This window comes from Mycobacterium sp. FW102-FHT13B02 (genome assembly GCF_058790275.1).
Genome location: NZ_JBYTCM010000015.1, coordinates 121,968 through 147,900 on the forward strand (window position 1 = coordinate 121,968; position 25,933 = coordinate 147,900).

General features: G+C 66.3%; 31 protein-coding genes and 2 tRNA genes. 8 read left to right on the forward strand and 25 right to left on the reverse strand.

Features of this window, described 5'->3' with window-relative positions; genetic code table 11:
- Position 1: 1 nt before the first annotated feature.
- The 8 genes from AC3WTE_RS22725 to AC3WTE_RS22760 form a co-directional block, all read right to left on the reverse strand.
- Positions 2–1,186 (reverse strand): dihydrolipoamide acetyltransferase family protein, encoded by a 1,185-nt coding sequence (locus AC3WTE_RS22725; protein ID WP_492441116.1) that lies wholly within the window; start codon positions 1,184–1,186, stop codon positions 2–4.
- On the reverse strand, positions 1,183–2,238 hold the full coding sequence (locus AC3WTE_RS22730) for an alpha-ketoacid dehydrogenase subunit beta (protein ID WP_492441118.1): 1,056 nt from the start codon (positions 2,236–2,238) through the stop codon (positions 1,183–1,185). Before AC3WTE_RS22730 ends, AC3WTE_RS22725 begins: the two co-directional genes overlap by 4 nt.
- 1 nt (position 2,239) lies before the next feature.
- Positions 2,240–3,337, reverse strand: a complete 1,098-nt coding sequence (gene pdhA, locus AC3WTE_RS22735) for a pyruvate dehydrogenase (acetyl-transferring) E1 component subunit alpha (RefSeq protein WP_492441120.1) — start codon at positions 3,335–3,337, stop codon at positions 2,240–2,242.
- Between the two features lie 302 nt (positions 3,338–3,639).
- A complete protein-coding gene (locus AC3WTE_RS22740) occupies positions 3,640–4,446 on the reverse strand; it encodes an HpcH/HpaI aldolase/citrate lyase family protein (protein ID WP_492441122.1) in 807 nt (268 codons plus the stop codon).
- A 28-nt stretch (positions 4,447–4,474) separates the two neighbouring features.
- Complete coding sequence (locus AC3WTE_RS22745) at positions 4,475–4,978, reverse strand: MaoC family dehydratase (protein WP_492441124.1); 504 nt, start codon at positions 4,976–4,978, stop codon at positions 4,475–4,477.
- On the reverse strand, positions 4,975–6,138 hold the full coding sequence (locus AC3WTE_RS22750) for an acyl-CoA dehydrogenase family protein (RefSeq protein ID WP_459369008.1): 1,164 nt from the start codon (positions 6,136–6,138) through the stop codon (positions 4,975–4,977). Before AC3WTE_RS22750 ends, AC3WTE_RS22745 begins: the two co-directional genes overlap by 4 nt.
- On the reverse strand, positions 6,131–8,146 hold the full coding sequence (locus AC3WTE_RS22755; protein ID WP_492441126.1) for an acetyl/propionyl/methylcrotonyl-CoA carboxylase subunit alpha: 2,016 nt from the start codon (positions 8,144–8,146) through the stop codon (positions 6,131–6,133). Before AC3WTE_RS22755 ends, AC3WTE_RS22750 begins: the two co-directional genes overlap by 8 nt.
- A 4-nt stretch (positions 8,147–8,150) precedes the next feature.
- Positions 8,151–9,713 (reverse strand): carboxyl transferase domain-containing protein, encoded by a 1,563-nt coding sequence (locus tag AC3WTE_RS22760; RefSeq protein WP_492441128.1) that lies wholly within the window; start codon positions 9,711–9,713, stop codon positions 8,151–8,153.
- Positions 9,714–9,805: 92 nt separating this feature from the next.
- Here AC3WTE_RS22760 and AC3WTE_RS22765 point away from each other — a divergent pair, with 92 nt between their 5' ends.
- Positions 9,806–10,453, forward strand: coding sequence for an SACE_7040 family transcriptional regulator (locus AC3WTE_RS22765; RefSeq protein ID WP_492441129.1), 648 nt, complete (start codon positions 9,806–9,808; stop codon positions 10,451–10,453).
- 67 nt (positions 10,454–10,520) lie between these two features.
- Positions 10,521–11,183: an MmpS family transport accessory protein gene (locus AC3WTE_RS22770; RefSeq protein WP_492441130.1), complete on the forward strand. Its 663-nt coding sequence runs from the start codon at positions 10,521–10,523 to the stop codon at positions 11,181–11,183.
- Here the strand turns inward: AC3WTE_RS22770 and AC3WTE_RS22775 are convergent.
- Positions 11,180–12,514: an MFS transporter gene (locus AC3WTE_RS22775; protein WP_492441131.1), complete on the reverse strand. Its 1,335-nt coding sequence runs from the start codon at positions 12,512–12,514 to the stop codon at positions 11,180–11,182. The two genes, AC3WTE_RS22770 and AC3WTE_RS22775, sit on opposite strands and share 4 nt — an antisense overlap.
- A gap of 33 nt (positions 12,515–12,547) precedes the next feature.
- Here AC3WTE_RS22775 and cmrA point away from each other — a divergent pair, with 33 nt between their 5' ends.
- A complete protein-coding gene (gene cmrA / locus AC3WTE_RS22780) occupies positions 12,548–13,354 on the forward strand; it encodes a mycolate reductase (protein WP_492441132.1) in 807 nt (268 codons plus the stop codon).
- Positions 13,355–13,534: 180 nt separating this feature from the next.
- On the opposite strand, the gene AC3WTE_RS22785 is transcribed toward cmrA, so the two are convergent.
- Complete coding sequence (locus AC3WTE_RS22785; RefSeq protein WP_492441133.1) at positions 13,535–15,118, reverse strand: helicase HerA-like domain-containing protein; 1,584 nt, start codon at positions 15,116–15,118, stop codon at positions 13,535–13,537.
- An 81-nt stretch (positions 15,119–15,199) separates the two neighbouring features.
- On the opposite strand from AC3WTE_RS22785, the gene orn reads away from it, so the two are divergent.
- The 3 genes from orn (at position 15,200) to AC3WTE_RS22800 (ending at position 16,611) form a co-directional block, all read left to right on the forward strand.
- Entirely contained in the window at positions 15,200–15,829 is a 630-nt protein-coding gene (gene orn, locus AC3WTE_RS22790) for an oligoribonuclease (RefSeq protein WP_492441180.1), read from the forward strand.
- Between the two features lie 57 nt (positions 15,830–15,886).
- Positions 15,887–15,959: transfer RNA gene (locus tag AC3WTE_RS22795), tRNA-His, on the forward strand.
- Between the two features lie 82 nt (positions 15,960–16,041).
- Positions 16,042–16,611, forward strand: coding sequence for a GNAT family N-acetyltransferase (locus tag AC3WTE_RS22800; protein ID WP_492441134.1), 570 nt, complete (start codon positions 16,042–16,044; stop codon positions 16,609–16,611).
- A 2-nt stretch (positions 16,612–16,613) separates the two neighbouring features.
- Here the strand turns inward: AC3WTE_RS22800 and AC3WTE_RS22805 are convergent, their stop codons facing one another.
- From AC3WTE_RS22805 to AC3WTE_RS22820, 4 genes are all read right to left on the reverse strand, one after another.
- Positions 16,614–16,967, reverse strand: coding sequence for a nuclear transport factor 2 family protein (locus tag AC3WTE_RS22805; RefSeq protein WP_492441135.1), 354 nt, complete (start codon positions 16,965–16,967; stop codon positions 16,614–16,616).
- Between the two features lie 99 nt (positions 16,968–17,066).
- A complete protein-coding gene (locus tag AC3WTE_RS22810; protein WP_492441137.1) occupies positions 17,067–17,471 on the reverse strand; it encodes a type II toxin-antitoxin system VapC family toxin in 405 nt (134 codons plus the stop codon).
- A complete protein-coding gene (locus tag AC3WTE_RS22815; RefSeq protein WP_492441139.1) occupies positions 17,459–17,686 on the reverse strand; it encodes a type II toxin-antitoxin system Phd/YefM family antitoxin in 228 nt (75 codons plus the stop codon). The genes AC3WTE_RS22810 and AC3WTE_RS22815 overlap by 13 nt, the downstream gene beginning before the upstream one ends.
- Before the next feature lie 94 nt (positions 17,687–17,780).
- Positions 17,781–17,853, reverse strand: a tRNA-Lys gene (locus AC3WTE_RS22820).
- A gap of 388 nt (positions 17,854–18,241) precedes the next feature.
- Between AC3WTE_RS22820 and AC3WTE_RS22825 the strand changes: the two genes are divergently transcribed.
- The gene (locus AC3WTE_RS22825) at positions 18,242–18,406 is read left to right on the forward strand and encodes a hypothetical protein (protein ID WP_492441140.1); all 165 of its coding nucleotides are present in this window, start codon (positions 18,242–18,244) and stop codon (positions 18,404–18,406) included.
- A 9-nt stretch (positions 18,407–18,415) separates the two neighbouring features.
- On the opposite strand, the gene AC3WTE_RS22830 is transcribed toward AC3WTE_RS22825, so the two are convergent.
- On the reverse strand, positions 18,416–18,640 hold the full coding sequence (locus tag AC3WTE_RS22830) for a DUF3618 domain-containing protein (protein ID WP_459368994.1): 225 nt from the start codon (positions 18,638–18,640) through the stop codon (positions 18,416–18,418).
- 91 nt (positions 18,641–18,731) lie between these two features.
- Between AC3WTE_RS22830 and bcp the strand changes: the two genes are divergently transcribed.
- The gene (bcp, locus tag AC3WTE_RS22835; RefSeq protein WP_492441142.1) at positions 18,732–19,214 is read left to right on the forward strand and encodes a thioredoxin-dependent thiol peroxidase; all 483 of its coding nucleotides are present in this window, start codon (positions 18,732–18,734) and stop codon (positions 19,212–19,214) included.
- Positions 19,215–19,227: 13 nt separating this feature from the next.
- Here the strand turns inward: bcp and AC3WTE_RS22840 are convergent, their stop codons facing one another.
- The 10 genes from AC3WTE_RS22840 to AC3WTE_RS22885 all read right to left on the reverse strand — a co-directional run bounded on the left by AC3WTE_RS22840 (position 19,228) and on the right by AC3WTE_RS22885 (position 25,811).
- A complete protein-coding gene (locus AC3WTE_RS22840; RefSeq protein ID WP_492441144.1) occupies positions 19,228–19,449 on the reverse strand; it encodes a hypothetical protein in 222 nt (73 codons plus the stop codon).
- Positions 19,450–19,518: 69 nt separating this feature from the next.
- On the reverse strand, positions 19,519–19,827 hold the full coding sequence (locus AC3WTE_RS22845) for a phage head completion protein (RefSeq protein ID WP_492441146.1): 309 nt from the start codon (positions 19,825–19,827) through the stop codon (positions 19,519–19,521).
- A gap of 32 nt (positions 19,828–19,859) precedes the next feature.
- Positions 19,860–20,234 carry a Gp19/Gp15/Gp42 family protein gene (locus tag AC3WTE_RS22850; RefSeq protein ID WP_492441148.1) on the reverse strand — a complete coding sequence of 125 codons (375 nt, stop codon included), beginning with the start codon at positions 20,232–20,234 and terminating at the stop codon, positions 19,860–19,862.
- Positions 20,231–20,398 carry a hypothetical protein gene (locus AC3WTE_RS22855; RefSeq protein WP_492441150.1) on the reverse strand — a complete coding sequence of 56 codons (168 nt, stop codon included), beginning with the start codon at positions 20,396–20,398 and terminating at the stop codon, positions 20,231–20,233. The genes AC3WTE_RS22850 and AC3WTE_RS22855 overlap by 4 nt, the downstream gene beginning before the upstream one ends.
- Positions 20,395–20,679, reverse strand: coding sequence for a hypothetical protein (locus AC3WTE_RS22860; RefSeq protein WP_492441152.1), 285 nt, complete (start codon positions 20,677–20,679; stop codon positions 20,395–20,397). The genes AC3WTE_RS22855 and AC3WTE_RS22860 overlap by 4 nt, the downstream gene beginning before the upstream one ends.
- 485 nt (positions 20,680–21,164) lie before the next feature.
- Positions 21,165–22,034 (reverse strand): phage major capsid protein, encoded by an 870-nt coding sequence (locus tag AC3WTE_RS22865; protein WP_492441154.1) that lies wholly within the window; start codon positions 22,032–22,034, stop codon positions 21,165–21,167.
- A 207-nt stretch (positions 22,035–22,241) separates the two neighbouring features.
- Entirely contained in the window at positions 22,242–22,682 is a 441-nt protein-coding gene (locus tag AC3WTE_RS22870; protein WP_492441156.1) for a hypothetical protein, read from the reverse strand.
- Positions 22,679–22,933: a hypothetical protein gene (locus tag AC3WTE_RS22875; protein ID WP_492441157.1), complete on the reverse strand. Its 255-nt coding sequence runs from the start codon at positions 22,931–22,933 to the stop codon at positions 22,679–22,681. The genes AC3WTE_RS22870 and AC3WTE_RS22875 overlap by 4 nt, the downstream gene beginning before the upstream one ends.
- On the reverse strand, positions 22,930–23,070 hold the full coding sequence (locus AC3WTE_RS22880; protein ID WP_492441159.1) for a hypothetical protein: 141 nt from the start codon (positions 23,068–23,070) through the stop codon (positions 22,930–22,932). Before AC3WTE_RS22880 ends, AC3WTE_RS22875 begins: the two co-directional genes overlap by 4 nt.
- A gap of 119 nt (positions 23,071–23,189) precedes the next feature.
- A complete protein-coding gene (locus AC3WTE_RS22885; protein ID WP_492441161.1) occupies positions 23,190–25,811 on the reverse strand; it encodes a phage tail protein in 2,622 nt (873 codons plus the stop codon).
- Positions 25,812–25,933 lie beyond the last annotated feature (122 nt).

A 25,933-nucleotide genomic window follows, 5' to 3' on the forward strand; every position in this document is an offset into this window, starting at 1 on the left:
ACTACGCGTCGAGCAGCGCCAGCTCCGGTGCCTCGATGAGCGCCCGCAATTCGCCGAGGAACGCGGCTGCGCCGGCTCCGTCGGCGATCCGGTGGTCGAAGGCACAGGTGAGCGTCATGGTCGGCCGCGCCACCACCGCACCGTCGCGCACGACGGCACGGGGTTTGAGCGTCCCCATCCCGAGGATCGCCGCCTCCGGATAGTTGATGACGGGCACCCCGTCGTCGAGACCGAGAGCGCCGAAATTCGACACGGTGAACGTCGAGCCCTGCAGCTGGGCGGGTTTCAGCGAACCTTCCCGGGCAGAACGGATCAGCCCGTCCACTGCCCAGGCCAGTTCGCGGGTGGAGAGCCGCTCGGCGTCCCGGACCACCGGCACCAGCAGTCCACGCGATGTGGCGACGCCGATGCCCAGGTGCACCGAGTCGTGAAGATGCACTTGTGCGTCCCGGGCGCCGTGTCCGGCCGTAACCCAGGTGGCGTTGAACTCGCGGTGGTGGCGCAGCGCGATGGTGAGCAGCCGCAGCGTCAGCACGAACGGTGTGACGGTCCCGTCCGCGCCGGCGAGGGTGTCGCGGACCCGGAGCAATTCGGCGCAGTCCACCTGAACCGCGGCGTGTGCGTCCGGAATCTCCTTACGCGACATCGACATCCGGCGTGCCATCTCGGCCTGCACGCCACTGACGGGAACCAGATCGGCGTCAGCAGTCGGGTGCGCCGAGGCCAGCACGTCCGCACGGGTGACGATGCCGTCGGGGCCTGACGGCGGCACCCCGGTCAAGTCGACGTGCAGTTCGGCCGCGAGCTTGCGCACCCGAGGTTTGGCGCGGGGGCGGCGCCGGGTGGTATCGAGATCCGCGTCCGCCCCGTATCCCACGAGCACGGGTTTGCGTTCCGGCCCTTCGGATTTCGGCTCAGACCGGGATTCAGCCACGTCCGCCGCATCGGAGGCGATACGTACCAGCACGGCCCCGACGGCGAGCGTCTGCCCTTCCGCCCCGCCGAGTTCGGTCACCACACCGGGGTACGGGCTGGGTATCTCGACCGCCGCCTTGTTGGTCTCGACGGTGCACAAGACCTGGTTGAGTTCGACGGCGTCCCCCACCGCCACCGCCCAGGAGGTGATGGTCGCGTCCTCCAAGCCTTCGCCGAGATCGGGCACCAGGAAGTCATGGGTCGAGGTCATGGCTGGCTCATCGCCTTGTGCACGCAGTCCAGCAACCGGTCCACGCCGGGCAGCCACAGCTTCTCCAGCCGGGCCGGCGGGTAGGGAGTGTCAAAACCAGTGGCGCGCAACACGGGTGCCTCCAGGTCGTAGAAGAGCTCCTCGGAGATCCGGGCCGCCAGTTCGGCGCCGAAGCCGAGGGTGCGCGGCCCCTCATGCATGACCACCGCGCGCCCGGTCTTGCGGATCGAGGCCGCGATGGTGTCGAAGTCCAGCGGGTTCAGCGACCGCAGGTCGACGACTTCCAATTCATGGCCGTCGGCCAAGTCTGCTGCTGCCATGGCGGTGTCGACGAGCGAGCCATAGGTGATGACCGTGACGTCGCGCCCGGTGCGCCGCACGGCGGCCTGCCCGATCGGCGGTGCGGGAACGCTGGTGTCCAGCTCTCCCTTGGTCCAGTATCGGCGTTTGGGTTCCAGGAAGATCACCGGATCGCGGGACGAGATGGCTTCGCGCAAAAGCCAATACGCGTCCGACGGCGTCGACGGAATCACCACCTTCAGCCCCGCGGTGTGCAGCCAATAGGACTCGGTGGATTCCGAATGATGCTCCACCGCGCCGATTCCGCCGAACGAGGGGATCCGGATGGTCACCGGCATGTCGACATCACCACGGGTACGCATCCGGTATTTGGCGAGATGGCTGACGATCTGGTCGAACGCCGGTGCGGCGAATCCGTCGAACTGGATTTCCGGTACCGGCACCAGGCCGCGGATCGCCATGCCGATGGCGACGCCCACGATCGCCGACTCGGCCAGCGGCGTATCGAAACACCGTGCTTCCCCGAAGGTTTCGTGTAGGCCGTCGGTGACGCGGAAGACCCCGCCGAGCTGAGCCACGTCCTCTCCGAACACCAGCACCCGGTCATCGGTGGCCATGGCGTCGTGCAGAGCCCGGTTGATGGCCTGCACCATTGACAATGTGGCAACGGTGGCGGACGTCGTCGACGGCGGCTTCGGCTCGTCGGGCTCCGCGTCACCGGACCACGACGGGCGTTCGATGATCTGCGTCATGTCATCCCTCCCAATCCAGTTCGGCCAACAGTGCGTCGCGCTGCCGGGCCAGTTCGGGTGTGATGTCGGCGTAGACGGTGTCGAACATCTCCGCGATGTCGAAGTCCGCCGCGGTCAGCACGGTGTCCCGCAGATCAGCGCGGAGCCGGCGCGAGCGGTTCTCGACGTGCTCCTGCAGTCGCGGTGTCCACACCCCGACGTGTTCCAGGTACACCCGATAGCGCGCGATGGGATCGCGGGCCTCCCAATGCTTCAGTTCTTCCGGGTCGCGATACCGAGTCGGGTCGTCGGAGGTGGTGTGCGGCCCCATCCGGTAGGTGACGGCCTCGATCAGCGTCGGACCGTCACCGTCGCGGGCCCGCTGCGCGGCCTCGGCCATGACGGCGTAGCAGGCCAGTACGTCATTACCGTCGACGCGGATGCCCGGCATGCCGTAGCCGATGGCACGGTGCGCGATCGACGGACCCGACTGCTGATGACGCACCGGCACCGAGATGGCCCACTGATTGTTCTGTATGAAGAACACGCATGGCGCCGAGGCGACGGCCGCCATGTTGAGCGCCTCATGCATGTCGCCCTCGGACGTCCCACCGTCGCCGACGAACGCCACGGTCACCGAGTCCTCACCGAGCCGCTGTGCGGCCATCGCCGCACCGACCGCGTGCAGGCCGTGCGATCCGATGTCGATCGATATTGGCGCACAGTGTTTTTCGGTGAAGCCCAAGCCGCCGTGCCACCGCCCCCGCCATAAGGCACTGATCTGGGCCGGCGAGATGCCGCGGACCAGTAGGGCGCCGAGTTCCCGGTACTGGGGAAACAGCCAGTCGGTTTTACGCAGGCATGCCGCCACACCGACCTGCGCGGCTTCCTGGCCACGGCACGAAGCGAACAGCGCGAGTTCACCCTGACGTTGCAGATTGACGAATTCGACGTCCAGGTCGCGGGTGACGACCATCTCTTCGTAGAGCCAGCTCAGCGTTTCAGGAGGCAGGTCGCGTCGATATCGCTCGTCGGAGGTCGGTGCGCCATCGGGGGCAACCAGTTGAACCGGCGCCAACTCCACGTTGCTGTCCACGTCGTGGGCCGACACGTCAGCCATACCGCCTCCTTTCGGTGACGGCATGTTCGGCCGTCAGTCCGCGAGAAGCTCAGCGCGGTGGCGACCAGAGCAACCCCCGGGTCGTGGGGGCCGCCGGCCGATGCCGGGGTGTGGCATCAGTCGGATGATCCGCTCTGCTCGCCGCAGTGCTGGGGCATCACCGCCATTATGCGCCTGAGGACGCACCGGTCGCGGTTATCGCAGGTAACGGATTGGGGCGGTGTCGCCCCGACTCGCCGAAACGGCATTCCAGCAGGTCCGTTCTCAGACTTTTCCTGCTGGAATGCCGTCTCGGCAGAAACTCAAGGGGCGAGGGCGACGATCCGCTGGGCCCGGCGGAGCACCGGCATGTCGACCATCAGGCCGTCATACTGGAAGACCCCGCGCTCGCGGGTCGCGGCGTCGAGTACCGCACGCGCCCACGTGATGTCCTTCTCGGTCGGTGCATAGCCGTCCCGGATCACCGCCACCTGGGTCGGGTGGATGGCCACTTTTGCGTCGAATCCGACGGCCACCGCATCGTCGACCTCGGCCCGCAGGCCGTCCAGGTTCTTGATGTCGAGGTAGACCGAGTCCAGCGCGACTTTGCCGAAAGCCTTGGCGGCCAACAGCGATTGTGACCGGACATGCTTGGCAACGTCGCGGTACGTGCCGTCGGGCCACCGGTTGGCGGTGCCGCCCAGCACCGCGAACAGGTCCTCGGCGCCCCACATGACGGCATAGGTGTTCTCGACCCGCGCGGTCTCGGTGGCGGCGAGCGCCCCGAGCGGGGTCTCCACCAGCACCACCACATCCAGCGGCGCCAGCGCCCGAACCTGTTCGGCTGATTCGGTTTTGGCCAGCATCACCGTGGTGTACGGGGTGCGGGCCAGCGCCTCCAGGTCCAGCGGATGATCCGCGGTGTCCGACGGATTCAGCCGCACCACGGTGCGCGCCGGGTCCAGCGGAGTGTCGATCAACGCCTGGCGAGCGGCCGGCCGATCCTTGGCCGCACAGCCGTCTTCCAGGTCGAGGATCACCACATCGGCTGCGGCAGCAGCTTTTTCGAACCGCTCAGGCCGGTCCGCCGGGCAGAACAGCCAGCCCGGACCGGTAGCAGACAGAGTCATTTTTGCTCCTCGCGTGCGCGCCGAGCCATCAGTTCTCGCCTGCCGGACGCTTGCGGACCATCGTCTTGCGCGTCGCCGTGGCGACGATGTCGCCGTGCTGGTTGCGGCCGGTGTGAGCGAACGTGACGATGCCCTCGCCCGGCCGGCTCTTGGACTCGCGTTTCTCGAGCACCTCGGTTTCCGCGTAGAGCGTGTCGCCGTGGAAAAGCGGCCTCGGGAACGCGATGTCGGAGAAACCGAGGTTCCCGACGATCGTGCCCTGCGTCAGCTGCGCGACCGACAGACCGACCAGCGTGGACAGCGTGAACATCGAATTCACCAGCCGCGCGTGGAACGGCGGCAACGCGTCGGAGAAGGCGGCGTCCAGGTGCAGCGCCTGGGTGTTCATGGTCAGCGTCGTGAACAGCACGTTGTCGGCCTCGGTGATGGTGCGGCCGGGCCGGTGCCGATAGATGACGTCCGGCTGAAACTCCTCGTACCAGAGCCCGCGCTGCTCAATGACTTTCTTGGGTTCCGTTTCTCCGGTGCTCATAGTCCGGCCTCCCGCGCGATCAGCATCAGCTGGACTTCCGTTGTGCCCTCGCCGATTTCGAGGATCTTCGAATCGCGGTAGTGCCGCGCCACCGGGTACTCGTTCATGAAGCCGTAGCCACCGAACACCTGGGTGGCGTCGCGGGCGTTGTCCATGGCGGCCTCGCTGGCGATCATCTTCGCGATGCAGGCCGCCTTCTTGAACGGCTTGCCCGCCAGCATCAGCGCCGCGGCGTCGTAGTACGCCGTGCGGGCGACGTGAGCGCGGGCCTCCATCCGGGCGATCTTGAAGGCGATGGCCTGGTAGCCACCGATCTTGCGGCCGAACGCTTCGCGCTCCTTCGAGTACTTCACGCACTCGTCGACGCAACCCTGCGCCACGCCGACCGACAGTGCGGCGATGGCGATGCGGCCCTCGTCGAGGATGCGCAGGAAGTTGGCATAGCCACGGCCGCGGTCGCCGAGCAGGTTCTCGGCCGGTACCCGCACGTCGTCGAAGCTCAGCGGGTGGGTGTCCGAGGCGTTCCAGCCGACCTTGTCGTAGGCGGGCTCGGCGGTGAAGCCCGGGGTCGGCACCGGAACCAGGATCGACGAGATCTCCTTCTTCCCGTCGGGCCCTTCACCAGTCACAGCGGTGACCGTCACCAGCTTGGTGATGTCGGTGCCTGAATTGGTGATGAACTGCTTGGAGCCATTGATAACCCAGCTGTCACCGTCCAATTTCGCGGTGGTCTTGGTGGCGCCGGCATCGCTACCGCCGCCGGCCTCGGTCAAGCCGAAGGCGCCCAACGCCTTTCCGCTGGCGAGCAGCGGCAGCCACTCCTGCTTCTGCTCCTCGGTGCCGAATCGGTACACCGGCATGGCGCCCAGTCCGACACCCGCCTCCAGTGTGATCGCCACGCTCTGGTCCACCTTGCCCAGCTCTTCCAGGGCCAGGCACAGGGCGAAGTAGTCGCCACCCATGCCGCCGTACTCCTCTGGGAAGGGCAGGCCGAACAGGCCCATGTCGGCCATGCCGTCGATCACCTTGTACGGGAAGGTGTGGTCCTTGTCGTGCTGTGCGGCGACGGGCGCGACGACGGTCTGCGCGAACTCCCGAACGGTCTTGGCAAGTTCGGCGTAGTGGTCCGGCAGGGTGCCGGTGGACAGAAAATCAGTCATGAGGAGCTTCCTTACTCGCAGCGGTAATCCGGGCCAGCGGCTGGCCCACTTTGACCTGATCGCCAACGGCGACAAGCAATTCCACGGTGCCGGCGACCGGTGACGACAACGTGTGTTCCATCTTCATGGCCTCGACGGTGACCACGACGTCACCGGCACCGACCTTCGCACCGTCCTCGATACCCACGGCGACAACGGAACCTGGCATCGGGCTGACGATCTCGGCGTCGCCGCTGTGTTCGTCGTCGGCGCGGACGGGGGCTTCCCGCACGTCCTCGATGACCGTGGTGCGGCCGCCACCGGCCAGCCACAGCCGGTGGTCCAGGGCGGCGGTCAGGTATTCGGTGCGCAGACCGTCGATGGTGACCACCAGCCGGTCGCCGTCCAACGACGCCGCCACACTGCGTGATTCGCCATCTTCGATGCGCGCCGTGGCGGCACGGGGCGTACCGGTGAGGTGCACGTGGTCGGTCCGCTCGCCGGCCCGCAGCCGGATGGTTGTCGGTGCGTGCTCGCCGACCCGCCAGCCCGACGGCGTGGCCCACAGCTCGCCGGCATCCGACCAGCTGTGCAGCCAGCGGTACGCGGCAGCCGCGATGAATTCGTCGTCTCCGGCCTGTGTGGCGACGTAGTCGCCGGTGCGGCGGTCCAGCAGACCGGTGTCGAGGCGTCCGGCGATGACGTCCTCGTCGGCCAGCAGGAACCGCAGGAAGTCGATGTTGGTTACGACGCCCAGCACGGCGGTGCCGGCCAGCGCCCGGTCGAGTCCGCGCCGCGCCGACTCTCGGTTCGGACCGTAGGCAATGACTTTCGACAACATCGGGTCGTAGTCGCTACCGATCACCGAGCCGGCCCGGATGCCGGAATCCACCCGGGCAACAGATCCCCCATCGCTCCTCACGTCCGCAGCGGGCTCGGCCAGCGCCAGTACGGTGCCGCCGGTGGGCAGGAAGTCGTGCGCCGGGTCTTCGGCGTAGACGCGGGCCTCGATGGCGTGGCCCGTCATCGTGATGTCGTCCTGTGCCACCGGTAGTGCCTCACCGGCCGCCACCCGCACCTGCAGTTCCACCAGGTCGATCCCCGTGACCAGTTCGGTGACAGGGTGTTCCACCTGAAGACGGGTGTTCATCTCCATGAAGAAGAACTCGTCGGGCCGGTCGGCCGAGACGATGAACTCGACGGTGCCGGCGCCGCGGTAGTCGACGCTGCGGGCGGTGTCGCACGCGGCCGCACCGATTCGGGCCCGGGTCACCTCGTCCAGCACGGGCGACGGGGCTTCTTCGATGACCTTCTGGTGCCGGCGTTGCAGGCTGCATTCGCGCTCACCGAGATGCACGACGTTGCCGTGGCTGTCCGCGACAACCTGGACCTCGATGTGCCTGGGGTTCAACACGAACCGTTCCAGGAACAGGGTGTCGTCGCCGAACGCCGACGCGGCCTCGCGCCGGGCCGAGGTGAGGGCAGCCGCAAGTTCATTGGCGGAATGCACCACCCGCATGCCCTTACCGCCGCCACCGGCAGACGGCTTCACCAACACCGGGAACCCGATCTCAGGGGCACCGGCGATGAGCTCGTCGTCCGTCAGGCCGGGACGCGAGATACCTGGAACCACGGGAACTCCGAAGGCCGACACCGCTGCTTTCGCGGTGATCTTGTCGCCCATGGTGCCGATGGCCTTGGCCGGCGGCCCGATGAAGACAATGCCCGCGTCATGCAGTGCGGCCGCGAATTCAGCGTTCTCCGAGAGGAATCCGTAACCGGGGTGCACGGCCTGTGCACCGGTGCGCCGGGCCGCGCTCACGATGGCCTCGATGCTCAGGTAGCTCTGCCGGGCCGGAGCGGGGCCGATGTTCACCGCGACGTCGGCCTCGAGCACATGCCTGGCACCGGCGTCGGCATCGCTGAACACCGCGACCGAGCGAATACCCATGGCACGCAGGGTGCGCATGACGCGAACTGCAATCTCGCCACGATTGGCGACCAAGACGGTGTCGAAAGTTCTGGTCATCACGTCACATCCTGAATACGCCGTAGGACACAGGCTCGAGCGGAGCCTGTGCAACAACCGAAAGAGCCAGTCCCACCACTGTTCTGGTGTCTGCCGGGTCGATGACGCCGTCGTCCCAGAGCCGGGCCGTCGAGTAGTACGGGTTGCCCTGATCCTCGTACTGCTGGCGGATCGGAGCCTTGATCGCCTCTTCCTCCTCGGGCGTCAGCTCGCCACGCACGGTGGCCAGCACCGAGGCGGCCTGCTCGCCGCCCATCACCGAGATGCGGGCATTCGGCCACATCCACAGGAAGCGTGGGGAATACGCCCGTCCGCACATCGAGTAGTTGCCGGCACCGTAGGAGCCGCCGATCACGACGGTCAGCTTCGGCACCCTGGCGCAGGCCACGGCGGTGACCATCTTGGCGCCGTGCTTGGCGATGCCGCCCGCCTCGTAGTCGCGGCCGACCATGAAGCCGGAGATGTTCTGCAGGAACAGCAGTGGCACCGACCGCTTGTCGCACAGTTCGATGAAATGTGCGCCCTTCTGGGCGGATTCACCGAACAGCACACCGTTGTTGGCGACGATGCCCACCGGGTGGCCGTGGACGCGCGCGAAGCCCGTCACCAGCGTGGTGCCGTATTCGGCCTTGAATTCGGTGAACTCGCCGCCATCGACGATGCGAGTGATCACCTCGTGCACGTCGTACGGCACCTTGGAGTCGATCGGCACGACGACGTAGAGCTCGGTCTGGTCGCACACCGCGTCCACTGTCGGCGCGACGTCCCACGGCGTCTCCGCACGCGGCCCGAACGTCGCGGCGATGCGGCGGACGATGCGCAGTGCGTCGCGGTCGTCGTGGGCCAGGTGGTCGGTGACACCGGAAGTCTTGGAGTGCAGGTCGCCACCGCCGAGGTCCTCGGCCGAAACCACCTCTCCGGTAGCGGCTTTCACCAGTGGCGGACCGCCCAGGAAGATGGTGCCCTGGTTGCGGACGATGACGGCCTCGTCGCTCATGGCGGGAACGTAGGCGCCGCCGGCGGTGCAGGAGCCGAGCACCGCGGCGATCTGCGGAATGCCCCGCGCCGACATGTTGGCCTGGTTGAAAAAGATGCGGCCGAAGTGCTCGCGGTCCGGGAACACCTCGTCCTGGCGCGGCAGGAACGCGCCGCCGGAGTCCACCAGGTACACGCACGGCAGCTGGTTCTGGCTGGCGATCTCCTGCGCCCGCAGGTGCTTCTTGACCGTGATCGGGTAGTACGTGCCGCCTTTCACCGTTGCGTCATTGGCGACGATCATGCACTCGCGGCCCGAGACCCTGCCGATGCCGGCGATCATCCCGGCGCCCGGGCATTCGTCGTCGTACATGCCATTGGCGGCCAGTGGCGCGATCTCCAGGAACGGGCTGCCGGGGTCGAGGAGTCCGTTGACCCGGTCGCGCGGCAGGAGCTTGCCGCGACCGACATGACGCTCGCGCGAGCGTTCCGATCCCCCGAGCGCAGCGCTGGCCAGCTTGTCCTTCAGATCAGCCACCAGCGCCAAGTGCTGCTCGCGATGCGATACCCGTCGGGAAACGCTCGGCGCCATTGTCGCTCCATTTCGCTTGAATTAATGGCGAATAACCGAACACGATGTTAGTCTTCATTAACTGAGTTGTCCAGACCGGGTGGGAGGTGTCGATGACGGCATCACGGGTAGGCGCCACCTCGGCCACGCATCCCGCACCTGCCGACGCCGAAACCCCGCGCAGCCGAGCCAAATCCGACCGCCGCAGCCAACTGCTCGCCGCCGCCGAGCGGCTCATCGCCGAGCGTGGCTATCTGGCGGTCCGCCTCGAGGACATCGGGTCCGCGGCCGGTATCAGCGGGCCCGCGATCTACCGCCACTTCCCCAACAAGGAAGCGCTTCTGGTCGAGTTGCTGGTCAGTATCAGCGCCCGGCTGCATGACGGCGGACGCGCCGTCGTCGCCGGCACCGACGACCCTGCTGAGGCGCTCGACGGGCTCATCGAGTTCCACCTCGACTTCGCGCTGGGCGAATCGGACCTGATCCGGATTCAGGACCGCGACCTGAACAACCTCCCCGACGCCGCCAAGCGGCAGGTGCGTCGGTCGCAGCGCCAGTACGTCGAAATCTGGGTCGACGTACTGCGTCGGCTCGACCCGTCGCGCAGCGAAGCCGACGCCCGCACCATGGCGCACGCCGCGTTCGGGCTCCTGAACTCGACGCCGCACAGTGTCAGCGCGGGCGGGGCCCGCAAGCAGGAGGAATCCTCGCGCGCAGTGCTGCGCGCCATGACGGTCGCGGCACTGGCCCCGCACCGCTGACCCGGCCCGCCGCAACGTCCCGGCGGTCCGCCGCGCGCCGCAGGTACCCTGCAAACATGAGGTGGCAATGACCGGATCGCGCGACGACGGGCTGGACGCCACCAGGAAACTCCCGGCCGTGCCGACTGCCGGCTATCAGACCGACGCCTTCACCGATCCCTACGGTGTCGCCGCACCACCGAAGGTCGGCCGCCACAAGTGGCTGTTCCCGCTGGCCGGAGCGGTGCTGATCCTGGCGCTCTGCATGGTGATCGCAATGGTCATCGTCAACAGTTCCGAGCAACAAACCCTTGTCGCACCGCCGCCGCTGCCGGCGCCGACGCAGGATCCGATGTCGTCGTCGACGACTGTGACGACCACCACGACGCCCGAAAGCAGCGAGCCCAGCGAAGCCGTCAGTCCCCCCGCCGCGGCGGCGCCCTCGGATCCGGAAAGCGGTGACACCGAAGCGGTCCTGTACTCGGTGATCGGCAACGGCCGTGCCGTGAGCATCACCTACGTCGACACCGGCGGCGTGCTGCAGACGGAGTTCAACGTGGCGCTGCCGTGGACCAAGGAAGTTCAGCTGGGCCGGCCGGCGGCGCGCTCGGCCAGCGTCAGCATCGTCAATGCGGGACGCGGCATCGCCTGCACCATCTCCATCGACGGCACCCAGGTCCAGCAGCGGGAAGGCGCCGGCCTCACGGTGTGCCGGCAGTCCGGCAAACGCGCCCGCGGGCACGGGAACTAGCGCCGGGCCGGCACCTTCACCAGCAGCATCCCCACCAGTCCGATCGCCAGAACGGTGCACAGACCCCCGAGGCCCGCGCGGGTCGTCGCGAAGATGTCGATGAACATCGAGAACAACCACGGCGACAGCACGTGCGCTGCCCGCCCTGTGGTGGTGTACAGCCCGAAGGCCACACCCTCCTTGCCGTCCGCCGCGATGCGGAGCATCAGGTTCCGCGACGCCGACTGGGTGGGGCCGACGAACAGGCACAGCGTCAGACCGCAGATCCAGAAGACCAACGGGCCCGACAGGAACATGAGGGTGGTGCCCACCGCCACCATCGCAGTCAGCGAGCCCACGATCACACGCTTGGAACCGATCCGGTCGTCGAGCAACCCGCCGAGCGCCGCACCGAGCGCCGCGATGGTGAACGCGCCGGCCCCGAACAGCGGCACACTCGTCGGCGCCAGGCCGTAGACGCTGACCCCCACCACCGGGCCGAAGATCGAGATGCCCGTCAGGCCGTCGCGGAAGACGGCGCTGGAGAGCAGGTAGTAGATGACGTTACGGTCGCGCCGCCACTCCCCGACCACCTCGGTCCACAACCTGCGATAGGCACCGAGGAGCCCCACGGCCGGACTGCCGTCGTGAGGCGGCGACTTCACCGTGAGCAGCAACGGCAGCGCGAAGAGGGTGAACCACGCCGCCGCCACCAGGACCGCGTACCGGTCCGGTTTGCCGTCCGAGTTCGGGATGCCCAGCAGGCCGAGCGTGTCGCCACTGCCGGACTTGAACCCCACGAAGACCAGGAGCAGCAGCACGACGCTGCCGAAAAACCCTGCCGCCAAGCCGAATCCAGAGATGCGGCCCGAGGTCATCGGAGTCGACATCTGACGCAACATCGCGTTGTACGGGACGGTCGCCAGATCCATGCATGCCGCCGTGGCGGCCAACAGCGCCAGGCCGATCCACAGGTAGTGGTAGTCGGGCTTGATGAACGTCATCGACGCCGTCAACACCACCACGGCACCCGTCAGCGCTGCGAGCGCACGGCGCCGCCGGTACGCGGCGTCGACCATCACCCCCGTCACCGGGGCCAACAGCGCCACCGCGATACCGGCCACCAGTACGGCGCGCCCCAGCCAGCTCTCCGGCGTCGTCGAGCCGGGCAGCCCTTTGCCGACCTCAGAGATGAGGTAGATGTTGAAACCGAATGTCGCCACGATCGCGTTCACGCCCGTGGCGCCGCTGTCCCACAGCGCCCAGGCGACGACGCGACCCCGGTCTACGGGTGGGATCCCCGCCGCGGGGCTGCTCGGGGCCCGTCGATTCGCTCGGCAAGCCTCGCTCATGCGCTCACTCTATTGGTCCCTACGATTGGCCCCATGCCTGTACCCGCTCCCAGTCCCGACGCCCGCGCCGTGGTCACCGGCGCCTCTCAGAACATCGGTGAAGCGCTGGCCACCGAACTCGCCGCCCGCGGCCACAACCTGATCATCACAGCCCGCCGCGGAGAGGTGCTGGCCGAGGTCGCGGGGCGCATCACCGACAAGTACGGCGTCACCGTCGAGGTCCGGGCCTGCGACCTGACCGACCCGGCCGACCGCGACAAGCTCTGCGAGGAACTGGCGCAGCGCAACATCTCGATCCTGTGCGCCAACGCCGGCACCGCGACGTTCGGCGCCGTCGCCGACCTGCCCGCCGAGGGCGAGAAGGCCCAGGTGCAACTCAACGTGCAGGGCGTGCACGATCTGGTGCTGGCGGTCCTGCCCGGCATGATCGAGCGCAAGGGCGGCGGCATCCTGATCTCCGGTTCGGCCGCGGGCAACTCGCCCATCCCGAACAACGCGACCTACGCCGCGTCCAAGGCGTTCGCCAACACGTTCAGCGAATCGCTGCGCGGCGAGCTCAAGCCGCACGGCATCAACGTCACGCTGCTGGCGCCCGGACCGGTCCGCACCGAGCTGCCGGACCCGTCCGAGCAGTCCCTGGTCGAGCGCCTGATCCCCGACTTCCTGTGGATCGACACCGAGTACACCGCCCGGATTTCGCTGGACGGCCTCGAGCGCAACAAGATGCGGGTCGTGCCGGGCATCACGTCCAAGGCCATGTCGACCGCCAGCGGCTACGCCCCGCGCGCGATCGTCGCGCCGATCGTCGGCGCGGTCTACAAGAAGCTCGGCGGGTCGTAGGGCGCTAGGCGCGGCCTCCGGCGTCGGGCCGCGCCGAATGCAACTGGGTGGCGGAAAATCGGCCCAGAATTCGCCCTGCAGTTGCATTCGCAACAACTCCGCGCGCGAGCCTGACGACAGGGCGGAAAAGGCCGGCCGAAACCGCCGTGTGGTCAGGCTCGAGCCCGACCCGCCCGCCGCCTACCTACGGCGGGCCGTGCCGAACAGGCTGCGGGTGATCTCACGCCCGGCCACGGTCGCCGCGGACCGCAAGAAGCTCTTGAACGCCGGGCTCTGCAAGACTTCCGCAACCATGCCGGGGCCTTCGGCCTCGACCTCGACGCGGCCAGAGGCAGTGAGGTCAGGTTCTTCGGCCGGCGCGGGAGCGGGCGCGGTGTCCGGGGCGGCAGACGGCGCACCGGTCGGGGCCGGCTGCGCAGACAGCCGCTCGTAGGCCGAGTCGCGGTCGACCGTCGGCCCGTAGGTCGCTTGCAACGCGCTGGCCTTGGCCGCGGCAGCGATGGCGTCAGGGCCGATGGTGCCCATGAGCGACCGCGGCGCGCGCAGCCGGGTCCATGCCACCGGCGTCGGCGCACCCACCTCCGACAACACCGTGACGACGGCCTCACCGATCCCGAGCGACGTGAGCGCCGACTCCAGGTCGTAGACGGACGACTTCGGGTATGTCCGGACCGTCTTGCTCAGGGCCTTCTGGTCATCGGGTGTGAAGGCGCGGATCGCGTGCTGGACACGGGCACCCAGCTGGCTGAGCACGTCGTTGGGAATGTCGGTCGGCAGCTGGGTGCAGAAGAAGACGCCGACGCCCTTCGAGCGAATCAGCTTGACGGTCTGCTCGACCTGGTCCAGGAACGCCTTGGACGCGTCGGCGAACAGCAGGTGCGCCTCGTCGAAGAAGAAGACCAGCTTCGGCTTGTCCGCGTCACCGATCTCCGGCAGCGTAGTGAAAAGGTCGGCCAGAACCCACATGAGGAACGTCGAGAACAGCACCGGCCGCGCGGCCTGGCTGCCCAGCTCCAGCAGCGTGATGATGCCGCGGCCCTGTGGGTCCAGCCGCATCAGGTCCTCGGGCTTGAGTTCGGGCAATCCGAAGAAGGTGTCTCCGCCCTCGGCCTCCAGGTTGATCAGCGCACGCAGGATCACGCCCGCGGTGGCCGGCGACACCGCGCCGAGCGCCTTGAGCTCCTCTTTACCGTCATCACTGGTCAAGAACTGGATGACGCCGCGCAGATCCTTCAGGTCATCGAGTAGCAGGCCCTTCTGGTCCGCCCAGTGGAAGATCAGACCGAGCGTCGACTCCTGAGTCTGGTTGAGCCCCAACACCTTCGACAGCAGAATGGGCCCGAAGCTGGTGACGGTGGCCCGCACCGGAACGCCCACACCGGTGGTTCCCAGGGAAAGGAACTCGACGGGAAACGCGGTCGGCGTCCAGTCGTCGCCGGTGTCGGTCGCGCGCTGAGCGGTCTTGTCGCCCGCCGCGCCGGGCTGCGCGAGCCCCGACAGATCGCCCTTGACGTCAGCCATCACGACGGGCACCCCGGCCGTCGACAGCTGCTCGGCGATCACCTGCAGCGTCTTGGTCTTACCGGTACCGGTCGCGCCGGCGATCAGGCCGTGCCGGTTGATGGTGGCCAGCGGAATCTTGACCTGAGCGCCGGCATCGACAGCTCCGTCGACGACGACCGCGCCCAGGTTCAGCGCCTGGCCGGTGACGGCGTAACCAGCGGCGATCTGCTGCGCGGGGGATGCACTCGATTCGGTCGTCATGCGCCTGACCCTACTTCGTCGGGTCGCTGGTGACCGGGTATGGATACCCCGGTGATCGGCCTGGGAATAGTCTGGAACACCGTGCGTGACGAACTGGTATGGATCGACTGCGAGATGACGGGGCTGGATCTCAAGTCCGACCGACTCATCGAGATCGCGGCATTGGTCACCGACAGCGACCTGAACGTGCTGGGCGACGGGGTGGACGTGGTGATCAACACCGACGACGCCGCACTGGACGGCATGGCTGACATCGTGATGAAGATGCACACCCGCTCGGGCCTGATCGAGGAGGTGCGGACCTCCACGGTCACCCTCGAAGACGCCGAGCAGATGGTGCTGGACTACATCCGCAGCCACATCGGACAGGCGAAAACCGCTCCCCTGGCCGGTAACTCGATTGCCACCGACCGCGGCTTCATCGCCCGGGACATGCCCCGCCTCGATGATTTCCTGCACTACCGGATGATCGACGTCAGCTCGATCAAGGAACTCTGCCGCCGCTGGTACCCGCGAATCTATTTCGGGCAGCCGGACAAGGGGCTCGCGCACCGCGCACTGGCCGACATCCACGAGTCCATCCGCGAGTTGAAGTACTACCGCGGCACCGCGTTCGTAGCCGCGCCCGGCCCGTCTACCAGCGAAATCGCCGCTGTCGCGGGCGAGCTGGGCCCGCCGACGAACGACGCGGCGGTAACCGATTCGGCTTAGCGGGCCGAACCGGTTAATATCTACGACGCTGCTTCTGCCGAGAGGCTCGCAGCAATGGTGGCTGTAGTTCAGCTGGTAGAGCACCAGGTTGTGATCCTGGGTGTCGCGGGTTCGAGTCCCGTCAGCCACCCCGAGGTAGAACATCGCCTCACCCGCATGCGGGTGAGGCGATGTTTGTTTTCCGGGCCACACCCACTGGCACAGTGGCGAGCGTGAGTGACGTGATCGAGCTGCGAGCAGTCCGTCTCGAAGGGCCCCGCGTCCGCCTCCGTAAAGCGCGCGACGATGACGCCGAGGGGCTGATCGAAACCCAGACCGACGAACGGGTGCGGCGGTACCTGGGCGGCCCGCGGCCCGTCGATGAAGTTCATGCCGCGATCGAATCAGTCGGGGCGGCAACGCTATTGGCAGCCCCCGGCTGCTACATCGTGGCGGCCGGGGACTCCGACGAAATGCTGGGGACGGTGACGCTCGGCCGCCGTCGCAACGACGTTCCCGGCCATCTGCACCCCGGTGGCGACGAGCTCGAGCTGAGCTACGTTTTTCGGCCGCACGCGTGGGGCCGGGGTTATGCGAGTGAAGCCGCGCGACTGTTGCTGCAGTACGCGGCCGGCGAACTGGACGACCAACCTGTCGTGATCGTCACCCAGACCGCCAACCGCGCCTCACTGCGCCTGGCCGAGCGCCTCGGCTTCAGTGTGGTGACCACGTTCGAGCAGTACGACGCCGAACAGGCGCTGGCGACCGCTCAACTGGCCACGTTCCGAACCGCCGAGGCCTAGGTTCAGCCAGGCACCTGGTCCAGGAAGCCGTGCACCGACCGGATTCGGCCGTCGGCATCGGTCGCCAGGACGTCGAAGCCGACGACCGGCGGCTGCTCCCCCGCCGGCCCCAGCCCCCACTGAAATCGGGTCTGGTTGTGGTGGCTGTCCGGTCCGCTGACGAGTGAGAACACGAATCCAGGGAACTGGGTGTGGACCGCACCGATGACCCCGGAGATGGCGTCGCGACCACCCACGTCGGCCATCGGGTCCGTGTACGTCGCCTCAGGCGCCCAGTGGTCGCCGAGTAGGGCGTTCCTCTCGGCTGGGTCGGTGGCGTTCCACGTCTTCAGGTAGGCGGTGACGATGTCGTTCATGCTGACCTCTTTCGTGTCGGTTGGTCAGCTCCAAGCTTGGCCACGCTGGCGCGGCAAGTCGATTACGTCATAGGTAATGATGTTCCGCCACTTGGGTTTTCACCAGATGACCCGCAGGCCATTCAAGCCGCCGAACACAGGATCGGACGAGACGAGCGCAATCCCCTCGACCATCGCGGTGGCTGCGATCACCCGATCGAACGGGTCACGGTGCGCCCAGCCGATGGCCCCGCCGAGGATCGCGTGGTCCGTCGAGATGTCGATGATTTCGACGGCTGCCCGCCGCAGGTGCTGCTCGAAGTTCATCGTGATGCTGTCCGCGAGTGGCAGCTTCCCCAGCCGGCACTTGGTGGCGATTTCCCACGCGGACGCCGCCGAGACGTGCAGTCGATTTGCCGCATCGCTCAGGAGCCGTTGGGCCGCGTCAGACAACCGGGCCGGTTCGGTCAGCAACCAGAGCAACACGTGGGTATCGAGGAGGTAGCCGTCTTTCAGCTCTCCCACGTCGCGAGCTCTTCCTCCGGCAGCGGATCGAAGAACGTCTCCGGGACGCGATAGGCGACAAACCCCATCGCACGCGGCCCTGGCTTCGAGATCGGCACCAGGCGGGCCACGGGGACGTCGCCCCGGGCGATCACGATCTCGGCGCCGGATTCGACTTCGGCCAGCAAGGCCGACAATCGCGTCTTCGCTTCCTGCACTTTCACCACCTGCGCCATGTCACCAAACTAAGTTGACCAACCACGTTGGTCAACCTCTTGGCACAAAACGACGAAAGCCCCCTCCCGAAGGAGGGGGCTTTCGTATCTGGAGTGCGCCGTCAGGGTTTCGAACCCCGGACCCGCTGATTAAGAGTCAGCTGCTCTACCAACTGAGCTAACGGCGCGCGAGAGAGACATTAACAGTCCGATGGCCGCAGGGTGAAATCGTATGGTCAGCGCCGTTTCTTGCGTCGTCACCGCGGGTATGAGCAGTGCGTCGAGGTCAGCAACCGCCACGCAACCGGACCGTGCTGTCGTCAACGTCACACCCCGACATCTCCATCCGCTCCAACAGCCGGACGGGCCGCACCCGTCCGTCACTCCAACGTTGCCGGCAGACACCTTCAGTAACACGACATAGCAACAGCACCGTCAATAGCGGCCCACGTTCAACTATCGTCAAAAATCTGATGGACCTGCAACTTTGTGATGTGTCACGCAGAGATAAAGTTAGCTGAAACCGCGCATGATGGTGTAGAAATATAGATAACGTCGCCTGGAGGGGGTTAGCTGATGACACCCATTGCCGGTGCCGTCTACGCAGCGCCCAACGCCGACGTTGTGACAGCAGCCGACGACACCCTGGTCATCGTCCATAACTGCACCCGGCTGGGCCGGGTGGCGAATCCTCCCCGCAGCTGGCTGCCAGGCTGGCTGACGCCGCGTCGAGGGAACTAGAGAGTCGCTTTATCCGCGGATTTTGCGGATAACCACCACCAGTACGACAACGCCGAGTCCGGCGAACGTTGCGATCACCGCCGGCTTGGAAGCTATCTCGATGGCTTTGGCCTTGGCGTCGTCCGCCAGCCGCTGGGGATTTGCCCGCTCTGCGAGGGCGTCAACCGTCAACGCCAACTGATCGCGTGCACGATCGATTTCCTGCTTGATCTCGTCAGGATTCCGGTCAGCCACTTCAGCCCTCCAGCTCGCGTTGCACCTTGGCGCTCTACCCTAGAGCAGCTTGTCGTAACAGCAACGCTTGGCCGACAGAAGGGACACCCCGGTGGCACCGACACCGCGACTCGAAGTGGGCGCCAAAGCCCCCGCATTCAGCCTGCCCGACGCCGACGGAAACACGGTGAAGCTGTCGGACTACAAGGGCCGCAAGGTCATCGTCTACTTCTACCCCGCGGCCTCGACACCGGGCTGCACCAAGCAGGCCTGCGATTTCCGAGACAGCCTGGCCGAACTGAACGAGGCCGGACTCGATGTCGTCGGCATCTCCCCCGACAAGCCGGAGAAGCTCGCGAAGTTCCGCGACAACGAGGGCCTGACGTTCCCGCTGCTGTCTGATCCCGACCGCAAGGTGCTCACCGCCTACGGCGCGTTCGGCGAGAAGACGATGTACGGCAAGACAGTGCAGGGCGTCATCCGCTCGACGTTCCTCATCGATGAGAAGGGCAACATCGAGGTCGCGCAGTACAACGTCAAGGCTGCACACACAACAACAAAGATTCAGCAGTACATCAAGCTGGCTACGGCATAGAAACCGCTCCTGCTTAGTACTCGCCGTGGAGTTCGATAAGGCGGCGTTGCATGTGGACCATCTTCTCTTCGAGTTCGAGCACGTAGCCGCACAGCAGGGAAATCAGGTCCCGCTCAGACGGCTTTGTGCCGTCCCGCTTGTGCCGCTCGGTGAACGTGTGGAGCGATTGCGCGACGGTGAACTCGTCGGACGGTTCACCGCTGCGAGCGGGTTCATGCTCTGGCCAGAATCCCATTAGTTCTCCTGCATATTCGTTTGGCGGGGCCGCAGGAAATCACGGTACCCCCGGCACTCGTCGGTTTCGTCAGCTCCGCTGCATCACGTAGGTGACGTGTGCCGTTCGCCGGCTGCCCGTGTGCTGCTCCGGTTGACCGACGATGGAATACCGCTTGCCCTGCCACTCGACCTGCGCCTGGGCGCCGAGCAAGCCGGGGTAGCCCACGAGGCGTAGCCGGTACCGGGAGACGGTCTCGAAGCCGGTTTGGTTGGTCTCGGCCTGCGCCCCTGCGGCCATCGGCTGCACCGAGGCCTGGTACTGCGTCCCCGTGGTGGACGCCTCGGTGATGGTGTTCCCGTCCTCGTCGGTCCTGGTTACGACCGGATGGACGGTCACGGTCTCAGTTCCCTTGTCCAACAGACTCACGACTAACCCCCTACGGGTCTCGGGGCAATGCAGAACATGCCAACTGTGTTGACCCCCAGCGTTTCCCAGTCCGCAGGGGGTATTTCGAGCTTGCCAGAGGCGATGTCCCGGAGCACCTGGTATTGGTAGTTCCCGTCACCCTCGGATAGCAGGCCCTCGGGGTTGCGTACCAGGCGCAGTACGGCGTCTGCCTCGACCTGTTTGACGTCTTCGACGTCGATGGTCTCGTCGCCCACCTTGGCCGCGAGGTCAGGAATAGACCGCCTGATCATCCTCTCGGCGTCTGCCAGTCGGATTCCGACGAGAGTGGTTTCCTCGGTCGTCAGCTCGCGGCCTAGTCGGGCCGCTACGTCGGACGCCGATGCGTATGTGGTCACTGTGCCGCCCACTTCAGATAATCGCTGTACGTCGGTGCTGGCTCGCCCGGCTCATGGGCCGGCATCGACAGCACGTGTCGGTAGTAGTCGGCCACCGAGGCCTTGAGGGCCATCTCGGGGCCTTGACGCTTCCTGCGGCGAGTCTTTCCGAGCCGGCCAGTCATCCGGCCTGCTCGAAGTCGAGTCGGGCCAGCAGCTGGGCCAGAAGGCTCCGCTGGGCTCTCGCCTCCGCGATCAGCGGGGAGATAACCTGCTGTCCCATAGAGCCTTTGACGGTCAGCGGGCCGTCGTCGGCTGCGTCGTCCAGCTCGGCCACGATGTCGGCCACCCTGCACGCCTGCGCGAGCACCTGGCGCTTGTGGGGCTCGTCATCGAGTTCAAATTCGGCGGTAATCTCCCGCCACAGTTTCCTACCGGGGGCCTGCAGCCCCGATGGTGCTCTCATCCCGCACCCTCCTAACTGACTGTTGAAAAAACCAGGTTCTGAGTCGCATCGGATCGACCTCCCGCATTACCTGCCGGTCTACGTGCCCGGGGCAGGGTGGTCACTACCCCCTCCGGTGGTGGCCTACTGCGGGTCCCACATATCCTCTGTGACCTGCGGAGATGGCAAGCCAACGTCTCGCATCGCTGCGTTGAGCCGCGACAACTCTGCGGTGAACCGCTCGTGGTGATACACCATCTGCCCTGCGTGGTGTGCCAGCCTGCCGGCTAGGTCCGGGCCGAGGGTCTGGCGGTAGACCTCGACGCGTGCTGTGGTTGCACGCAGGTGCTGGCTCATGGTGGCTGGGCGTCTGCGGTTCCGCTTGGCCTGTGGCCCTGCGGTCTGGCGCGGGGTGTCTGTAGACACGGGTCCTCTCGTGATTGGTGGGGGTCACAGAGAGCCCCCGGCCTTGTGAGCCGGGGGCCTCTGCGTTAGAGGGCTACCGATCAGGCGTGGTCGAACAGACGCACAACACCCGCGGGGTTGGTCACGCCGAAATCGACACGGGCGACACCGCGAACGGCGGTGCCGTCCTGCTGGAACACTGCGGACTTGTCGGCCACGATGGCCGTGCCCTGCCGGCGAACGGTGAACACCTGCGCAGCGTCGACAATCCACGCCGCGGTGAGCGCGTCGACAGCACGGCTGACGTACACCGGCACGCCGCCGATGGTGAAGCCGGCGTAACCGGCACGCCGCTGCTCGTCGGCCAGCAGTTGGTCCTGCACGAGGTACGACGAGTATCCGGTCGCGGTCTTGATCTGCCGCCACTGCAGCTCTACGGCGGGGTTGATCACTACAGCAGTCGGGTCGGCCCCGTTGTCCTTAGCCAGCTTGATGCCCGCCATGACGTGATCGAACGTCGCAGAAGCCACGGCGATATCCACGTACGAATACGCACCGACGCCGAGCGGGAGCTGAGGCCCCTTGGTGACAGCGGCCAGCGAGAACAGCGCAGCGTCAATCTTTTTGGCGATGCTGCGGCCAATCGAGTTGCCGATCAGGTTGGCGACAGCCGGTGAGGTGTCCTCGACGGACTCATTGCTGACGACGGTGTACGCCTTGACACCCTTGGGGGTGACGACCAGCTCATCGGTAGCCGGGTCTGCCTCGGTGATCGAGTCCAGCTCGTTGTACCAGCCGCTGGAGACGTCGCCGGTCAGCAGCGGGATACGGATGGACTCGGTGCTGATGTTCAGCACGGTGGCAATAGCGGGGTTGAACGCAATCGAATTTGAATCGATAACGGTGTCGACCAGCTTGCCGTAGGACTCGGGCTTGAAAGCCTGATCGAGACCGGTGTTTACAACAGACATGTTTCTCCTTGAAACAACAAGGGCACCAACCCTTTTGGCTGATGCCTCGGAATCAAGGACGGGCCACGGACCCGTACTTACCCGTCGTGCAGACGGGATTTATTGCGCCACAGACGCATTGCTGGGACAGACCGCCACGGACGGTCCTGTCACGCTCCCCGGCCGGGAGTCGAACCCGGCTCTTGTGCCACTCGGGGATACCTGCTCCTAGCTGAATAACCCCGCGAACGTCGGGGTAGTCGTGCCGCTTCGGGCTCCGTGACCCTGCGACGGGTCCACGGCGGGCAGGGTGAGGTTTTTCGCCAGTCCTGGGCGGGACTGGACCAACGAGGCAGCCGCTTCGGCTACGGCGTCAGCATCGAGCCACCCCTCGGGGGTGAGGTAGTCAGCCAGTGCCCGGCCAGACAGTTCGATGTCCTCGGGCTGCGCCAGGTGCTCGGCTGCTAGACGGTGAAGCTCTCGCGTCTGGAGCTGAGTCAGCTGGTCTGCCAACGCATCCCGCTCGCCTCGGGCTTCGTTCCTCTCGACGCGGTAACGGGCCTCTCTGGTGCCCTTGGGCTCCGGCGTGGCCGGGGCCTCGGCCTGTGCCGGTTGCTCGTCAGCGGGGCCGCTGGGGGCCTCCGCTGCGATGTCTACGGTGTCGCTCATCGGGTTACCTCTCGGTGTCGGTTGAACAGCGCACGGCGGCGCTCGTCTTCGGTCATCTCGGTGATGCCCGGTATCCGGCGCTCAAGTCGAGCGAGCTTCACGGGGTCTTTGAACCACGGCAGATCACCGGCAGCCTCGATGGCTGCGTTGTACTCCACGGTGGTTTCCACGAGCCGCTGATACGCGGTCTCGCGGTCTGCCTCAGCGCGCTCACGGCGGGCCTGTGGGCCCGACCAGAGACTTGCGGTCATCGCTGCGACTCTTCGTATTTCGTGATCGTGGCTCCGGTGATGATCCACCCGGCTAGCGGGTGGTCTCGGTGCGGTCCGACGTCGGGCAGCGGGGTTACCCGTGCGGTGTCGGGGATGTCGATGTGGAGATGGTCCACGTTGGTTTCCTTCCCTTGGAGTGGTGAAAGCCCCCGGCTCACAAGAGAGCCGGGGGCCTTCGGGTTACTACGTTGGCGGGCCGGCCCCATCGGAGAGATGGGACCTCTGGAGCGGGTAGTTACCTACCCGCGTATGTCATTCCCTTGCGGGCTTGCTCGGCTCGCTGCAGGGCCATCGCTTCGTCGGTCGACTGGACGTGGAAGTGGGTGTCCCCACCCGCCTTGCCAGCACCGAACGCGCCGCTGATGGCGCCGTTCAACATCTGCGACCCCCACTGCAGGCCGGTGTTGGCAATCGTCGGGATCGCGCCCTGGCCCGAGATACCGAGGTCCTGCTCGAACTGGTTGACGTTCGCCATAGCGAACCCCTTGGCAGTGTCAAGACCCTTGGCCAGCGAAGAGGTGATCAGCTGTGCCGCTTGGTTCATCGAGTCCGACGACGGGCCGCCCGCGTTCAACGTGCCCAGTTGCTCGGTGCCGAGCTTGAGCCGGTCCCGTGCGGTCTGTAGCTCGTGCATCTGGTCAGCGATGGCCCTGCGCCCGGCCTTGTCCTTGGGGTCCAGCTGGTCACGGTCGAGCCTGAGCTGTGCGTACTCCTGGCTAATCGCCTGTAGCTCCTGCTTGACGTTGTCCCGCAGTCCTGCGGGGACGATGCCCTTACCGACTGCATCCTGAAGCTGGCTAGCGAGAGCGGTAGCCGAGGCGATCACACCCTGAAATCCGCTCTCCAGACCCGTCTGGAAACCCTGCGCTGTGAACTGGCCGAGTTCCGCGAACACCCGCGATGGGGAGTGAATACCCAAGGCGCCCTTGACCGCGCCAGCCACGTCACCGGCCAAGCTCTTTGCAGCCGCGATGGCGCTGCCAACCATCGACTTGATGCCGTTGATCAGACCTTCGATCAGGGCCTTGCCTGCGCCTACCAACAGCGTGCCGAACCCGCTCACGGCCCCGCTGATCGCGGGACCTAGCGCCGACACCGTGGTGACCACACCCTGAGCGAACTGGGCCACCTTCCCGGCTGCGTCCAGCGCACCGGATGCCAGCTGTGACAACGCACCAACCACCGCCATCGCGGCGCCGGCAATCGGCGTCAGCGACGGCAGCATCCCGACGAACTGAGCGGCCAGCCCAGCCAGTTGCGGCACGAGCGGCGTCACCGACGTCAGGAAGCCGGCGAACGCCGTAGCCAGCGGCGGCAGCGCGGCCACGAGGTTGGGCAGCGCCGGGGCCATCGCGGTGAACGCCTGCGCCACCGACTCCAGCACCGTGGGCGCAATCGTCATCACGGCGCCCGCCAGCTGACCGAATGAGGTGGCGAGCTGCGGCAGGGTCGCTGCCAGCTTCTCGCTCAGTGCGCCGGCCATCTGCTGAACCGTGCTCATCAGGCCCGGCAACATCGGTTGGATGGTCGTTAGTGCTGACTGCAGACCTGTACCGAGCGCATCGCCAATCTGCGTGAAGATCGGCCCGAGTGTCGCAATGTTGCTCGACACGAGGTTCCCCAGCGTGTTGAGTACGTTCCCCAGCGGGACCGAAACCGCTTGCAGCGCAGGGGCTATCGCCGAACCGAGAGACCCGAGGACGTTCCCGATTGCTCCCGAGAAGCCGGTCAGCGCCGGCATTACCGCGGTGAAGCTGTCGACCAGCCCGCGAACTAGCGTGCTGATCGGCCCGCCGAGCTGGCCCATTGCGTTGATGCCCGACTCGAACAGCTTGGTGAAGCCGTCGCCCAGCGACCCGAGCACCTGCGACAGCCCGCCGAACGACTTCTCCAGCGCACCGCTTTGCGATACCCGTCCGATCATCTGATCGAACGAAACGGCGAACGTATTCAGCGGGGCCGCGAGGAGATTCAGATTCTTGGCCCCGTCAGCACCGAGCGTCAAGAATGTCTTGGTGAACGATTGCAGCGCCGGGGTCATCGCCCCGACGAAGTTGCCGACCTGACCGAAGATCGTGGCGACCTGGGCCATACCACCCGAGGAGGTCACCACGTCTGTGATGCCCCTTGCCGTCCTGCTGAGCTGTTGAGCCATCCCGGTGAACCCCGATGTGAGGACCGGGGTCAGCGTCAGCAGCTCTTGGAACACAGGTGTCAGTCCAGTGGCGAACGCGGAGCTGACCGACTCCTTCATCTGCTGGAGCTGCGCTCCCATCCCGGTGAGCTTGCCCTTTTTGTCCTCCGAGGCGATACCGCTGTCCACCATCGCCTTCTTGATGCCGTCGAACCCAATCGCGACCGCACCGAGGGGTGCGACGATTGCGCTCAGCAGCGACGGGATGCCGGCCAGTAGGCCGGACACCAGCCCGACTGCGGGTGCCGCTGCGGCGAACACCGCGCCGATCAGCAGCCCCGAGCTGCCGCCCGAGAATCCCCCGCCGGCAGTGCCGAGACCACCACCGAACCCGTCACCTCCCAGCATCCCGGTGGGGATGCTGGGAGGCTTGAGCACACTGTCGATCTCAATCTTCGGCTTGAAGTGCTGGAGGTCGCTCAGGATGCGACCCTTCAAGTAATCCGAGTTGAAGTCCGCCCGGATTTTCGTTTTGGCACTGGCCTCCTCGGCGGCGGCCTGCACCTTTTCCTTGAGTCCGTCCTTGTCGAAGTCCGCCTCAACGCGGACCTTGGCCTTCTCGGCCTTCTCGATCTCCTCAAGCTCGGCGTGTAGCTCTCGCCGGAATCGGGTGGTATCAGGGGTGACCTTGATCGAGATTGTGCCGACTACCTGACCTGCCATAGGCACGTCTCCTGTCAGTAGATCCAAAAAGGCCCCCAGCGTCCAGGCGGTTTCTAGGGGTTGTCGCAACACTGCTGGTTATTGAGCCCGTAGTAGATCACGCAAGCGCTCGGCTGGGGTAT